Genomic DNA, 15,148 nt, shown 5'->3' on the forward strand with positions numbered 1-15,148 from the left:
ATGGCAATCAATATTTTTACAGAGATAGAGCGGCTGCTTCAATACGGTCTGCAAAAGCAATTAATCGAAAAATGGGATGTCGATCTTGCGCGCAACCAGATACTTGAAGTTTTGGGACTGTCGGAATGGAAGGAAACTGAGGCGCCACCAGAAGAGGCGGATTCACCTGTTGAAATCCTTGGTGTGATGCTTGATTGGGCGGAAGAACAGGAATTGATCCCGGCAGGTTCCGTCACTTACCGCGACTTGCTGGATACAAAAATTATGGGCTGCCTCGTTCCCAGGCCGTCATCGGTGATCAAGGAATTTTACAGCAGATACAATGAAAAAGATCCTGAGCACGCAACGGATTACTTCTATCAACTATCCAAGGATACTCTGTACATCCGCACTGACCGGATTGCCAAAAACCAGCAGTGGTTCAGCGAGACGGATTATGGACAGCTGGAGATTACCATCAATCTATCCAAGCCGGAAAAAGATCCGACGGCGATTGCGGCTTCTAAGAATCTGCAAAGCTCCGATTACCCTAAATGCCTTCTCTGCAAGGAGAATGTTGGCTACGCGGGACGGATCAACCATCCTGCCCGTCAGAGTCACCGCATTATCCCAGTAGAGGTAAATGGCGAGACATGGTATCTGCAGTATTCACCTTACTTATATTACAACGAACACTCAATCTTACTGTCTGAAGAACATCGGCCAATGAAGATTTCGAAGGACAGTTTTGACCGGTTATTGCATTTTGTCGAACAATTTCCGCATTATTTTATTGGATCCAATGCAGATCTGCCGATTGTCGGCGGCTCGATCTTAAGTCATGATCATTTCCAGGCGGGAAGGCATGAGTTCCCAATGGCCAATGCGCCTTTTGAGGAAAAATTCAGCTTGCCTGGATATCCTGGAGTCGAAGCAGGTCTTGTCCGATGGCCAATGTCGGTAATTAGGCTCAGAGGTGAGGACCGTCATGCTCTTTCCGAAGCAGGTGGTAAAATACTTGAGTCATGGAAAATCTACAGTGATGAAGAAGTTGGCATCTTTGCCGAAAGTAATGGCGAGCGCCATAATACGGTTACACCGATTGCCCGCTTCAGGAATGGCAAGTTCGAGCTTGATCTCGTATTAAGGAATAATCGCACCAGCGATGAGCATCCGCTGGGAATTTTTCACCCTCATCAGGATGTCCATCATATCAAAAAGGAAAATATCGGCCTGATTGAAGTGATGGGACTGGCAGTGTTGCCGGGACGATTGAAAGAAGAAATGTCCTTGCTGGTAGAGTATCTGCGTGGAGAAAATCCTTTGGTAAAAATAAAAGCAGATGAACTCACGGAAAAGCATGCTGCATGGGCTGCCTCATTATTGGAGAGAAATCCGAAGCTTGACGACATCAATCAAATTTTAAAAGAAGAGATTGGCAGTATTTTTGCCCGTGTACTTGAAGATGCTGGAGTCTTCAAACGAAATGAACAGGGGAAAGCGGCATTCCTGCGTTTTGTCAGGTCGCTCGAGGAGGTTCGATCTTAATGGAAAAGACCATCTTTAAAGGCATAGACGCGATAGTCCTCGAAAATGACCACCTGAGGTGTACATTTTTGCCTGGTTACGGCGGAAAGCTGGCAAGCTTTTACGATAAAAAAGCTTCATACGAATGGCTTTTCCAGGCCAAAGAAGAAATCCTCCGTGTCCCTGAATACGGAGCGGATTTTTCCAAGTATGATTCCAGCGGATTTGATGAAGTGTTTCCTAGCATCGATCGCAGTTTTCACCCGCTGAACGGCAGTGTGGTGCCAGACCATGGTGAGGTTTGGGCACTTCCATGGAATGTAGAAGAGGATGGAAACGGTCTTAGGATGGAAGTGGCTAGCCCGGAATTCCCTTATAAACTCGTAAAAACAGTCCGCCTGGAAGGGGATACGCTGAAATTCAACTATAAGGCTATCAATCTTGGTGGAGAGGACTTTGCCTTTATCTGGACACCGCACTCGCTTTTGAATTTTAATGATGAAACCTATATAAAAGTACCTGATGGACTGAATCAGATCATGACTGTTGAACATCAAACCGTACACTTAGGTGAATGGGGAACTCGGCATCCCTATCCAGTGACACAGTCGAATTCGGGTAAAAAGCTGGATCTATCCAGGGTACAGGGGCCGACAGACAGAACCAGTGAAAAGTTTTACTTCACTTCGAAACTTCCCGAGGGTTGGTGTGCAGCGGTCCAGCCAGATCAAGGTACGCAGCTTGAATACCGATTCCCGGAAGAACAAGTTCCATACCTTGGTTTATGGAAAACACAGGGAGGTTACCGGGGTGATTACAATTTCGCCCTCGAACCATGCACAGGCATTTATGATGACGTGTATACCGCTGATAAAATCAGGAAGGTTTCCAAGATTCCGGCGAATGGGGAATCTAAGTGGTGGTTCGAGATGAAAGTTACGACGCTGGACAAGTGATTTTTGAAATAGAAGTGCTAGATAATCTCATGATGCCCTAAAAAAGTCAGAATCCGGGTGATTCTGGCTTTTTTTTTGAATTTATCAAAAGGTGATTTATAAGCTGGAAAATTCATTCTCTTAGTTAAGTGCCATAATTGCACCATCCTTCATGCTAATTGCACGGTTAACGAGGATAATTGCTTGAAAAACAAGCATAATTGCACTTTCATCCTAAATATAGAAGTCCTCCAAGCGAAACTAGTTAAAATCCGACAAAAATTTTAGTAAAAAATATTTGACTAAACGGTGAAATTTTACTAAAATCTTAACTAAGATATGTAAACGCTTTCTGTATTCCGAAAAAAAAGAATAGTAACTTATTAGAAAGCTGCTGCATATGGGGGAAATTAAATTTAATCGGTTGAGGGGGAAAAATGCATGAAAAAGCTTTTTACTATTTTTAGTCTCGTTGCCGCATTTGTATTAGTGATTTCTGGCTGTTCTAGCGATAGTTCAGGCGGCAAAGGGGAAGATGGCAAAGTAACACTCACGGCTTGGGCGTGGAACGTTAACGTCGGAGCTTTGAACGAGGCTGCTGAGAAGTTCAAAAAAGAAAATCCTAATGTTGAACTTAAAGTAGAAGATATAGGACGTCTTGATGTATATGACAAGCTTTCAACTGGTCTTGCTGCAGGCGGTGTCGGACTTCCGGACATCGTGCTTGTTGAGGATGACAGGATCCATGGCTATGTTGAGTCATTCCCTAAGGGATTTTTAGATCTATCAAAGGAAGGCTTCGACAAGCATAGCGAATCTTTCCCTCAGTTCAAGAACGATATGGCAAAAGTAAATGACACTTACTACGCAATGCCGTTTGATGCTGGCCCAACAGGTATGTTCTACCGCCGCAGCGTATTCGAAAAAGCTGGCGTGAACCCTGATGATATCCAGACTTGGGATGACTTCCTAGAAGCTGGAAAAACTATTAAAGATAAGACAGGCGCATTCGCAATGCCGCTTGATAAGTTCAAAGATGACCCTACATTCCGTATGATGCTGAACCAGCTTGGTGTTTACTATTACGATGAAGAAGGCAATATTGACCTTACTCATCCGAAAGCAGTCCAGGCAATGGAAATGCAGAAGAAATTCGATGAAGCTGGCCTGATCAAAGACGTTGACGGCTGGAATGGTGTTGTTTCTGCAACGGTTGATGGATCTGTAGCAACAATTCCTTTCGGTGCATGGTACTACGGTACAATCATCGACCAGGCAAAAGATTCAAAAGGTGACTGGGGCGTATTCCAGCTTCCTGCATTTGAAGAAGGCGGAAACCGCGCAGCGAACCTTGGAGGTTCAAGCTGGATGATTCCTGCTGCTTCCAAGAACGCGAAAGAAGCTTACGAATTCCTAGAGTATTTCGCAACAACTCCTGAGATCCAGACAATGGCAATGGAAAAGCACGGCTTATTCCCATCATTGAACACAGCATACGAAAGTGACCTGTTCACAGCTGGAGATGAGTTCTTCGGCGGCCAGGCAATCTGGAAGCTGTTCACTGAGGAAATGGCTGACGTACCAACTGCTTATTATACTAAGGATTACTCTTTAGGACTTGATGAAGCAATCAAGGCGCAGGCTGATACGTTCAACGGCACAGATGCAGAGAAGGCTCTTGGAGACGCAGCAAAACGTCTGAAAGACCGTACAAAGCGTGAAGTCAACAAACACTAATTATGAATAACAAAATGAGAGATTTAGAGGCAGAAGGTCGGGGCTTTCTAAGTCTCTCGTTTTTTATAAAGGTTCTCCAGGAATCTTTTAATGGACATTTCGGAGAGTGTGAACGCTCAAAATGTCTAAGAAAGCGTGTTTAATAGACATTTCAGAGTGTGTATGCATTCAAAATGTCTAAGAAATCAGTTTTAATGGACATTTTGGAGAGTATGAAAGCTCAAAATGTCTAAAAAAGCGGTTTTAATAGACATTTCAGAGTGTGTATGCGGCCAAAATGTCTAAGAAATCAGGTTTAATGGACGTTTCGGAGAGTTTGAACGCTCAAAATGTCTAAGAAAGCAGTTTTAATGGACATTTCAGAGAGTGTGAATGCTCAAAATGTCTAAAAAAGTGGTTTTAATAGACATTTCAGAATGTGTATGCGGCCAAAATGTCTAAGAAAGCAGTTTTAATGGACATTTCGGAGAGTGTGAACGCTCAAAATGTCCAAGAAAGCGAGTTTAATAGACATTTCAGAGTGTAAATGCGTTCAAATGTCTAAAAACATCTCCTACAAAAAGTCTCAATGCTCTTTTCCATCGCCACACCCGGAAAGGGCTTAACCAAAAAGAAAGAAGGATGATCGATGAAGACGAAAGCATATGTACCATACCTATTCATCGCACCTGCTGTGATATTCTTCAGCATCTTTATGCTTTATCCAATCATTTCTTCATTCATACTAAGCTTCCAAACGAGTGCAGGCGGTGTGATGGAGTTTTCTGGATTAGATAATTACAAGCGGCTGTTTTCGGATGAAATCTTTTTAACCGCGCTTAAAAACACCTTTATTCTATTAATAATTCAAGTTCCTCTTATGTTATTTTTGGCTATCGTGATTGCGACTTTGCTGAACTCGGCTCTCCTTAAGTTAAAGGGATTATTCCGGGTTACGTTTTTCTTGCCGGCGGTCACTTCACTGGTAGCATACTCAATCATTTTTTCCATCATGTTAATGAATGACGGGATCTTCAATCAGGTGCTGAACCTTTTCGGCATTGATTCGATTCCATGGCTTTCAAATCCGTTCTGGGCAAAAGCGTCCTTGATCATTGCGATGACTTGGCGCTGGGTTGGCTACAATATGGTCATCTATCTGGCTGGATTGCAGAATATCCCGGAAGAGCTTTATGAAGCGGCAAGCATGGACGGTGCTTCGAAGATCAGGCAGTTCTTCTCGATCACCATTCCGCAGCTTAAGCCAGTCATTCTTTTCACAGCGGTACTATCGACTATTGGAACGCTGCAATTGTTTGACGAGCCATACACATTGACAAAAGGCGGCCCGAGTGACTCAACGCTGACAATCGGGATGTACCTGTACCAGACAGGTTTCCGTTACTTCGAATTCGGTTATGCTTCAACCATTGCTTATGTAATCGTGGTGCTGATCGGCATTCTGACATTCATCCAATTTAAGGTGACAGGTGATCAAGAATGAAAAAACAAACTTCGATTAGAAAAATATTCCTATATGTTGCTTTAGCCATTGGTTCATTGATCTCCCTTTTCCCTTTCTACTGGGCAGCGATCGGGGCGACGAATGAGAGTGGAAAAATGTTCTCCAAGCCGCCGGTATTGACTCCGGGTACGAAACTGATGGAGAACTTGACGAATCTCAACGAGTCGATCGACATCGGCCGTGTCATGTTCAACTCGCTGTTCACAGCAAGCATCTATACGATTCTCGCGCTGTTAATTTCAACGATGGCAGCTTATGCATTTGCCAAGTTTGATTTCAAAGGCCGCAATGTGATTTTTGGGATTTTCCTGCTATCGATGATGATTCCTTATCATGCGACGATCATTCCATTGTTTAAAATGATGGCAGCATTAGGCTGGCTCAACACGTACTGGGCATTGATCCTGCCTAACCTTGCATATCCATTCGCGATTTTCTTGATGAGACAGAATATGCTCGCATTCCCGACTTCCTTGATTGAGGCAGCAAGAATGGACGGAGCAGGCGAGTGGAAAATTTTCTACAGCATCGTCCTGCCATCCATGAAGCCTGCGCTGGCAGCAACAGCGATCTTCCTGTTCATGTTCCAGTGGAACAGCTTCCTATGGCCATTGATCGCTCTGTCATCAACAGATATGTACACATTCCCTGTTGCTCTTTCCAGCTTATTCGGTCTTTCCAGGATTGACTACGGACAGGTAATGGCAGGCGTAACACTTGCGACTGTTCCAATCATCATTTTCTTCCTGGTCCTTCAGCGCCAGTTCATCTCAGGCATGCTCGGCAGCGCCGTGAAGTAGGGGGGAAAAAGATGCCGATTTTTATCAATGAAGAGAAGAAGCAATTTCATTTACAAGGTAAAAATACCAGCTATATTTTTCGGATCATGGAAAATGGCCAGCCCGGCCACCTGTACTTTGGAAAAAAGGTAGCTCATCGTGAGGACTTTTCCTACTTGTTCCAGCTCCCGAACGAACCGTTGGGAAATGCGACTTTCACATTTGAGGGCGACCAGCATTTTTCACTGGAGTTCCTCAAGCAGGAGTATCCTGTCTACGGAACAGGTGACTTCAGGGAGCCTGCCATCCAGGTGTCACAGCCTGATGGCAGCCGGGTTACTCTTTTTGAATACGATTCATTCAAGCTGGTAAAAGGAAAGCCGGCATTGGATGGCCTTCCAGCTGTTTATACTGAAAGCGATGATGAAGCCGAAAACCTGGTAATAAAGCTGGTTGATCAGAAGCTAAAAGCAGAATTGACGCTTTCCTACACGGTATTCCATGAGCGGAATGTGATTCTACGGAATGCAAATTTGAAAAATAACGGCACAGAAGAACTGAAAATCAACAGAATGCTCAGCATGTCCGTTGATTTTCCCGATGCCGATTATGATTTAGTGCACTTGAGTGGTGCTTGGATTCGTGAACGGAATATCGAAAGCAATCGTTTGCACAAAGGGATCCAGCTGATCGACAGCAAACGCGGCACAAGCAGTTCACAGAACAATCCCTTCCTTGCTCTAAAAGCTGTGAATGCGGATGAGCATTCAGGAGATGTATATGGCTTCAATCTTGTCTACAGCGGGAACTTCACGGCTGGAGTCCAGGTGGACCATTATGATACATCACGGGTATTCATGGGAATCAATCCCTTCGATTTCAGCTGGAAACTGGAGCCGGGTGAGACATTCCAAACGCCTGAAGCAGTGATGGTCTATTCCGATGCCGGCCTTAACGGCATGAGCCACAGCTTCCACGACCTCTATCAAAACAGGCTTGTCAGGGGAGTGTGGCGTGACAAGGAGCGGCCGGTGCTGATCAATAACTGGGAAGCCACTTACTTTGATTTTAACGAGGAAAAAATCCTCTCAATCTCTGATGAAGCCAATCGCCTCGGAGTCGAGCTGTTCGTTCTGGATGATGGCTGGTTTCAGGGACGTAACAATGATACAACATCCCTTGGCGACTGGACACCGGATCTAAACAAACTGCCAAATGGTATTGAAGGCCTCTCTGAAAAAGTCAGCCGGGATGGCATGAAGTTCGGAATCTGGGTCGAACCAGAAATGATTTCGAAGAAAAGTGCTCTATATGAGAACCATCCGGAATGGGTGCTTGGAGTCCAGGACCGTCATTTAAGCCATGGCAGGAATCAGTTCATCCTGGATCTGACAAGGCAGGATGTCAGGGACTATCTGTTCGATTCCCTTTCAAAGGTGTTTAGTTCCGGTCCGATTGCTTATGTGAAGTGGGATATGAACCGCGTCATGACTGAGATTGGTTCAGCCCAGCTGCCACCAGAGCGGCAGGAGGAAACGGCTCACCGCTATATTCTCGGCTTATATGAATTATTGGAGCGGCTCGTATCCACTTTCCCGGATATTCTGTTCGAATCATGCGCAAGCGGCGGAAATCGTTTTGATCCAGGCATGCTGTACTATATGCAGCAAACGTGGACCAGCGATAACACGGACGCCATTGAAAGGCTGAAGATCCAGTATGGTACTTCACTCGTCTATCCGCTGAGCACGATGGGCGCCCATGTATCCAGTGTGCCGAACCACCAGACAGGAAGAACCACCCCGTTGGAGACGAGATTCAATACGGCCTTGTTTGGCATGTTTGGGTATGAGCTGGATGTAACAAAGATGACGGATGCAGAAAAAGAAGAAATGAAGAAGCAGATCGTCTTCTACAAAGAAAATCGTTCTTTGATCCAAAAGGGTGATTTTTACCGGCTCCTAAGCCCGTTTGAAGGCAATGACACTTCATGGGCAGTGGTGGCAAAGGATCAATCAGAAGCAATTGTTGCTTATTACCGTACACTGGCAAAACCCAACCCGGGTCTGAAGCGGGTAAAGGTATACGGCTTGAATCCAACAACATTATATAGATTCAATGAAACCGGACTTGAAATGACCGGAGAGGAATTAAACAACATCGGATTGTTGCTGCCTCCTTTTTACACCGGGACGGTCCATACTCCACGAACATTCTTGGCAGGAGATTTCCGTTCGGTTGTCTGGAAACTGGAAGCAGTAAAGTAGAGGGGGAAGTCATCAGTGGAAGAAAGAACAGCGCAATTTATCGAGATATTTGGCGAAAGCCGAGAACAGCTTCGTTCCTTTTTTGCTCCTGGAAGGGTGAATATGATCGGCGAGCATATTGATTATAATGGCGGCCATGTCCTACCGGTGGCACTTGAGATCGGGACATATGCGATTGCAAGGAAGAGAAGCGACAGGAAACTCAAACTCTATTCAAACAATTTTTCCAATAAAGGAATCATCGAAGCAAATCTCGAGGATTTAAGCTATAAAAAAGACCAGGACTGGGCCAACTTCCCAATCGGAGTCTTTAGGTACATGCAGGCAGAGACCGCCTTCGAGCATGGCCTTGACATCTTTTTTGAAGGAAATATCCCGAATGGGGCTGGACTCTCGTCTTCAGCATCAATCGAGCTCGTGACGGCTGTGCTGGTCAATGAAATCTATCAGCTTGGCGTTTCCATGCTTGATTTGGTGAAGTTGAGCCAGAATGTTGAAAACCAGTTCATTGGAGTGAATTGCGGCATCATGGATCAGTTTGCGGTCGGCTTCGGCAAGGAGGGAAATGCCATCCTGCTGGATTGCGAGACTCTGGATTACCGGTACACTCCGTTTGAGCTGACCGACAGTGCCATCGTCATCGCTAATACGAATAAGAAGAGAGGGCTCGCAGATTCAGCCTATAATGAGCGCAGAAGTACATGCGAGGCCGCTTTGGAAAAACTGCAGCAGAAATTGCCGATTTCCAATCTTGCCGAGATGTCCCCGGAACAATTTGAAGAACACAAAGGCTTGCTGACAGAGGAAGAAGTGAAACGCGTCCGCCACGTGGTAACGGAAAATCACCGGACAGTAAAAGCGATTGAAATTCTCGAGCTAGGGAACCTGGATGCATTTGGCGAATTGATGAAGGCTTCCCATCTTTCGTTAAGAGATGATTATGAAGTCAGCGGCAAGGAGCTGGATGCCCTTGCGGAAGCAGCATGGGAGCAGGAAGGCACAGTTGGTGCACGTATGACAGGAGCAGGTTTCGGTGGCTGCACAGTCAATATCGTGAAAAACGAACATGTTGATGCTTTTATCGAGCAAGTAGGAAAGAAATACAAAGGAAAAATCGGCTATGAAGCTACCTTTTATATCGTAAATGCCGGCGGCGGTGCCCGGGAAATCACCGCTTCACAGGAATAGGAGGGCAACCATGTACCTTGGTGTAGATTACTATCCAGAGCATTGGCCAAAAGAAATGATGAAGCAGGACATCCAGGGCATCAAAGGTCTTGGAGCCAATATGGTCAGGATCGGGGAATTTGCGTGGCATCTTATGGAGAAGGAAGAGGGGCAGTTTGACTTTTCCTTCTTTGACGAAGTCATCGCCGAGCTGAAGAAGGAAGGGTTTTCGGTTATGTTCGGAACGCCGACAGCAACCTTCCCGGCATGGCTTGCGAATCAATACCCTGACATCCTTTCCGAGGACGAAAATAGACATGTCCGCGTATTTGGCGGCAGAAGGCAGTACTGCTTCAATTCAGATGTCTACCGCAAATACAGTGCCATCATCACGCAAAAGCTTGTTGAGCATTATCGGAGTGAAGAGGCCATCGTGGCCTGGCAGATCGACAATGAGTTCGGACATGAAGGCAGTGATATGTGCTATTGTGAGCAATGCCACCTTGGGTTCCAGAAGTTCCTTGAAAAGAAATATCCCAGTATTGATGAACTGAACGAGCGCTGGGGAACAATTTTCTGGGGTCAGACATATAACAAGTTCTCGGAAATCCCAATACCTAAACCGACAATCACGACACATAATCCATCACTGAAGCTGGACTGGGCAAGATTCCGTTCAGAGTCTGTCAACAGCTATGCGCACGAAATGACGGCCATCGTCCATGAAACCAAAGGTGACCATCAGCAGGTAACAACCAATGTTTCTGGCGGGTTCTTTGGGAAATGGTTTGACCACGCGGAAAATGTAAAAACAATGGACTTTGTTTCATACGATAACTATCCGGTCTGGGGTGGCCTTGAAAAGCCGATCGCTCCTGCGGCCATTGCGATGGCACATGATTTCAACCGCGGCCTTTTAGATAAAAATTATTGGATCGTTGAGGAACTGATGGGGGCCCAGGGACATGATGTCATCGGCTATCTGCCAAGGCCGAATCAAGCGAAAATGTGGTCATACCAGGCATTTGCCCATGGCTGCACGGACTTGCTGTATTTCCGCTGGCGCGGGATGACGAAGGGCGCTGAGCAATTCTGCTTCGGTGTCGTCGACCATGATAACCGCTATGGAAGGAAGTATGAAGAAGTTAAATCTGTCTTCACGGATATCCGCCAATACGAAAATATCCTTAATTCAGAAATACAGGCTGAAATCGCTGTCATTTACGATTATAATAATATATGGTCATGGCGTTCGCAGCAGCAGAGTGCTGGATTTGACTTCACTGCAGAGCTGCTTCGCCTGTATGAACCATTTTTCAACCAAAATGCATCGATTGATGTCATCCCTGCGGACCGTGATTTTGCAAAGTATAAAGTCATCGTCGTCCCGGTTCTTCAATTGATTGATGAAAAGCTTGCTGCGAGATTCAGAGAGTTTGCTGAAAACGGGGGAACACTTATTTTCTCTTATCGAGCAGGCTTGAAGGACAGCGATAATAATATCTATCTTGGAAAGACATTGCCTGGGCATATTGCCGATCTAACAGGAATTGAAATCTATGAAACAGAATCACTATCGTCTACACAGACCGTAGAAATTGTAAACGATGAAACAGGGAAGCGTGCTGAACTGTCAGTTTGGCGCGATTTGATCACACCAAAAACGGCAAGTGTCCTGTACCGCTATGATGATGAGTTTTACAAGTCCAGCGCTGCAGTCACGAAAAATGACTTCGGCAAAGGAACCGTATACTATATTGGCGGCGGTGTCGGAAGTGATGTAATGAAAGAAATTGCTTCCGAAATCCTTGAAACACAAAAAATTTGGCACCTTGACACGAACGAAGATCTAGAAGTATACAGAAGAATTCTCGATGGCGAGGAGTACTACTTTGTGATGAACCACTCATCTGAAAAAGTGGCTTTCAGGGAAGATGTGCTACCTCCTTTTGCATCAAAGGTTATAAAAGGATCCTTTTGATTAAAGGCTGCCTGGAGGGAGAAAGAGGAATGGCTACATTAAAAGATATTGCAGAACGCGCTGGCGTTTCACTGGCGACGGTTTCAAGGGTTTTGAACTATGATCATACCTTATCCGTGGCTGATGAAACCCGAAAAAAGGTCATTGAGATTGCTCAGCAGCTGAATTACAGATCCATGCGGCAGCGCAGCTCCCGTCCACAGCCAGAAAGAACGAAAATCGGTCTTGTCTACTGGTACTCTCAAGAACAGGAACTAGCTGATCCTTACTATATGTCCATCAGGCTTGGCGTGGAAAAGGAGAGTTTCGAGCGGAAAATTGAACTGGTCAAAATGTTCAAGAACGCAGACTATCAGATGAATGACTGGGTTGAGGGCCTCGATGGGATTATTGCTGTCGGAAAGTACAGTGAAACGGACATCGAGCAGTTCAAATCAATGGCCGGGAATATCGTGCTTGTCGATTACTCACCATCCGAAAATTACGATTCCATTGTCGTCGACTTCCGTAAAGCGATGATCCAAATGCTTGAATACTTGATTGATCTCGGACACGAACAAATCGGCTATATCGGCGGCCGGGAATTTGTCCGCGACGATCTTCCTTTAAGGGACGAACGCGAAACCACTTTTTACGAGTTTCTTAAATTAAGAGATAAGTATATATCAGAGTTTGTATGGACCGGGAATTTCACCTCCGAGGATGGATACAAACTCATGGCCGAAGCGCTGAAAAAGCCAGAACGTCCAAGTGCCTTCGTTATGGCCAATGATTCAATGGCAATCGGAGCATTGAGAGCACTGCATGAAGCGGGAGTAAGAGTTCCGGAAGAAATCTCGCTTGTCAGCTTCAATGACATCGCCACATCCAGGTTTCTGCAGCCGTCCCTGACAACGGTCAAGGTACACACAGAATTTATGGGAGAAGCAGCAGTAGAGCTGCTGATGGAGCAAATCGAGTCGAAGAGGACGATTTCGAAGAAAGTTGTGGTCCCGTTTGAAATAGAGATCAGGGAGAGCAGTGGGCCTGTCGGTGGAAAAAAATAGCAAATTCTATGAATAAGAACCCAAGAGTGTTTCTCAAACATTCCTGGGTTTTATTTTGTCTATCTTAATCGTCTGGTTTTTTTAAAGGATAATCCGTAAAGACCCCATCTGCTCCAATCTCATAAGCCTGCTGAATGTCCTCGTCTGTATTGACAGTAAAAAGGTGGACCGCCAGCCCATGCCGATGGGCTTTTTTAATATAATCTTCTTCTACCTTCTCGTAGTTGGCCCCAATTCCTGATGCATATTTTTTTAGCGACCGCAGCTCCCGGTCTGTCAATCTCGCCTTCTCAGAATATCTGTAAAGCTGGATCAAAGAGATTCCCGGTTCGAGCTTGTGGATTTTCTTCAGGCTTTTGCTATGAAAAGATTGAATAATGACTTTCGATTCAGATTGGATCAGCGAATGCTTCCTCAGCAGGTTGATTAAGTCCTCTTCCATCCCAGGTGATTTGGTTTCGATGTAGTAATTTGCGCTTCTCCCATAACGCTGAAAGATTTCCTCGAGTGTAGGTATCTTCACCTTTTCATAGACTGGGTATGCGAGTTGCGGAAACTGTTCATTGAACCACGAACCGGCTTCCAATGCCTTGATTTTATCCAGAGTTTGCGCATTTGCCAGGCCGGAACCATTCGTCGTCCGGTCTACCTTCGCATCATGCAAGGCGATCAATTCGCCGTCTTTTGTCATTTGCAAGTCGATTTCAAGATAATCGGCACCCGACTGCACCGCCAGATCATATGCAGGCAATGTATGTTCAGGCGCGTAGGCCGATGCTCCTCTATGTGCGATAATGATAAAATCTTCCGTTAAAACAAAGGCTGGCTCAGCACTAAGATTCTCACAACCGGCACTTGCCAGCAAAATCAAACAGAGGAATAATAGCGATATATTTCTCATGATTCCCTCACTTATATTTGAAATGTAAATTCCTAACATACTAGCAAAATATAAAACATATACTCCCAATATATTATGCAAACTTTTCAAGTTAATACTTTGAGACGGAGACCAGGAGACCACATCTACTGCCTGAATGGATAGGCATTATTTGTGGTCTCTTTTTTCAGGAAAGAGAAAGGGTGGCGAGCATGAAAAAAGTAGAATTGGTTGGTGTTTCGAAATCATACGATAAAAAGACAGAAGTTATTTCAGATATTACTGTCACAATCGAGCCCGGAGAATTCTTCGTCCTCGTCGGTCCTTCAGGCTGCGGGAAAAGTACGATGCTGCGGATGATCGCCGGCCTGGAAGAGATCACGGGCGGTTTGCTGAAAATCGGCGATGTCGAGTCGAACTGGCTCCCGCCCAGCAAAAGGGATATTTCGATGGTATTCCAAAATTATGCCTTATATCCTCATTTAACGGTTGAAGAGAATATCGTTTTCGGCCTCCATGTAAAAAAAGTGCCGAAGCCTGAACGAAAACAGCGATGTGAAGATGTTGCGGAAATGCTTGGGTTAACACCTTATTTGAAAAGGAAACCCCGTGAGCTGTCCGGCGGACAAAGACAGCGGGTCGCACTGGCACGTGCGATTGTCAACCAGGCCCCGATTTGCCTGATGGATGAGCCATTATCCAATCTGGACGCAAAGCTGCGCGCGCATATGAGGTCGGAAATCCGACAAATCCAGAGAAGGCTTGGCATCACGATGATTTATGTCACCCATGACCAGGTCGAGGCGATGACGATGGGGGACAGGATCATGATCCTCCATGACGGAAAAATCCAGCAGATTGGCAAACCAATCGATATCTATAATAATCCAGCCAATCCTTTTGTCGCGACATTCATAGGCTCACCGCCGATGAATATTGGCGAAGGGAAGGTCAATTCAGAAAAGGATGAGGTTGTGTTCAGTGAGGAAGCAAAATTAGCTATCCCAGTAGAGGACCGTCATCTATTAAAAACAGACAAGATCATTGTCGGCATCCGTCCCGAGCATTTGAAGGCAGCGACGAAGGATACGAAGGCGGAGAATAAGATCTATGTAAAAACGACCAATGTCGAGGTGCTCGGCAATGAAACGATCTTCTCCTTCGATATGGGAGGAAGGGAGTGGATGGTGAAATGGACTGGCCAGTGGCGGATTGACGTCGGGGATATGGTTCCTGTTGTCATCGGCTATGATTCTGTCTGCCTGTTTGACAGCGATACGGAAAAAATCATCAAGACTCCTTCTGATATCGAGAACTATGTTTTTGAGGTAGTGTCAAAAGTTCTA

11 protein-coding genes are annotated in these 15,148 nt (G+C 45.4%); 10 read left to right on the forward strand and 1 reads right to left on the reverse strand.

All coding sequences use genetic code 11. The features are described from left to right. From galT to J7E32_RS17515, 9 genes are all read left to right on the forward strand, one after another. Positions 1-1,527, forward strand: a complete 1,527-nt coding sequence (gene galT, locus J7E32_RS17475) for a UDP-glucose--hexose-1-phosphate uridylyltransferase (RefSeq protein WP_214909929.1) — start codon at positions 1-3, stop codon at positions 1,525-1,527. Further along, entirely contained in the window at positions 1,527-2,462 is a 936-nt protein-coding gene (locus J7E32_RS17480) for an aldose epimerase family protein (RefSeq protein WP_214909931.1), read from the forward strand. Before galT ends, J7E32_RS17480 begins: the two co-directional genes overlap by 1 nt. 420 nt (positions 2,463-2,882) lie before the next feature. After that, a complete protein-coding gene (locus J7E32_RS17485) occupies positions 2,883-4,178 on the forward strand; it encodes an ABC transporter substrate-binding protein (RefSeq protein WP_214909933.1) in 1,296 nt (431 codons plus the stop codon). Between the two features lie 628 nt (positions 4,179-4,806). Continuing rightward, the gene (locus J7E32_RS17490; protein WP_214909935.1) at positions 4,807-5,661 is read left to right on the forward strand and encodes a carbohydrate ABC transporter permease; all 855 of its coding nucleotides are present in this window, start codon (positions 4,807-4,809) and stop codon (positions 5,659-5,661) included. Continuing rightward, positions 5,658-6,482, forward strand: coding sequence for a carbohydrate ABC transporter permease (locus J7E32_RS17495; protein WP_214909937.1), 825 nt, complete (start codon positions 5,658-5,660; stop codon positions 6,480-6,482). The genes J7E32_RS17490 and J7E32_RS17495 overlap by 4 nt, the downstream gene beginning before the upstream one ends. Positions 6,483-6,493: 11 nt before the next feature. After that, complete coding sequence (locus tag J7E32_RS17500) at positions 6,494-8,728, forward strand: alpha-galactosidase (protein ID WP_214909944.1); 2,235 nt, start codon at positions 6,494-6,496, stop codon at positions 8,726-8,728. Between the two features lie 15 nt (positions 8,729-8,743). Further along, positions 8,744-9,916: a galactokinase gene (locus J7E32_RS17505; RefSeq protein WP_214909946.1), complete on the forward strand. Its 1,173-nt coding sequence runs from the start codon at positions 8,744-8,746 to the stop codon at positions 9,914-9,916. Between the two features lie 10 nt (positions 9,917-9,926). Further along, entirely contained in the window at positions 9,927-11,876 is a 1,950-nt protein-coding gene (locus J7E32_RS17510) for a beta-galactosidase (RefSeq protein WP_214909948.1), read from the forward strand. 29 nt (positions 11,877-11,905) lie between these two features. Further along, positions 11,906-12,922 carry a LacI family DNA-binding transcriptional regulator gene (locus J7E32_RS17515; protein WP_214909949.1) on the forward strand — a complete coding sequence of 339 codons (1,017 nt, stop codon included), beginning with the start codon at positions 11,906-11,908 and terminating at the stop codon, positions 12,920-12,922. Positions 12,923-12,986: 64 nt separating this feature from the next. Here the strand turns inward: J7E32_RS17515 and J7E32_RS17520 are convergent, their stop codons facing one another. Next, complete coding sequence (locus J7E32_RS17520) at positions 12,987-13,793, reverse strand: glycerophosphodiester phosphodiesterase (protein ID WP_286183402.1); 807 nt, start codon at positions 13,791-13,793, stop codon at positions 12,987-12,989. A 221-nt stretch (positions 13,794-14,014) separates the two neighbouring features. Here J7E32_RS17520 and J7E32_RS17525 point away from each other — a divergent pair. Next, the coding region (locus J7E32_RS17525) for an ABC transporter ATP-binding protein (RefSeq protein ID WP_214909952.1) at positions 14,015-15,148 on the forward strand (1,134 nt) is incomplete at its 3' end.

Source organism: Bacillus sp. ISL-55, from assembly GCF_018613155.1.
GTDB lineage: Bacteria > Bacillota > Bacilli > Bacillales > Cytobacillaceae > Mesobacillus.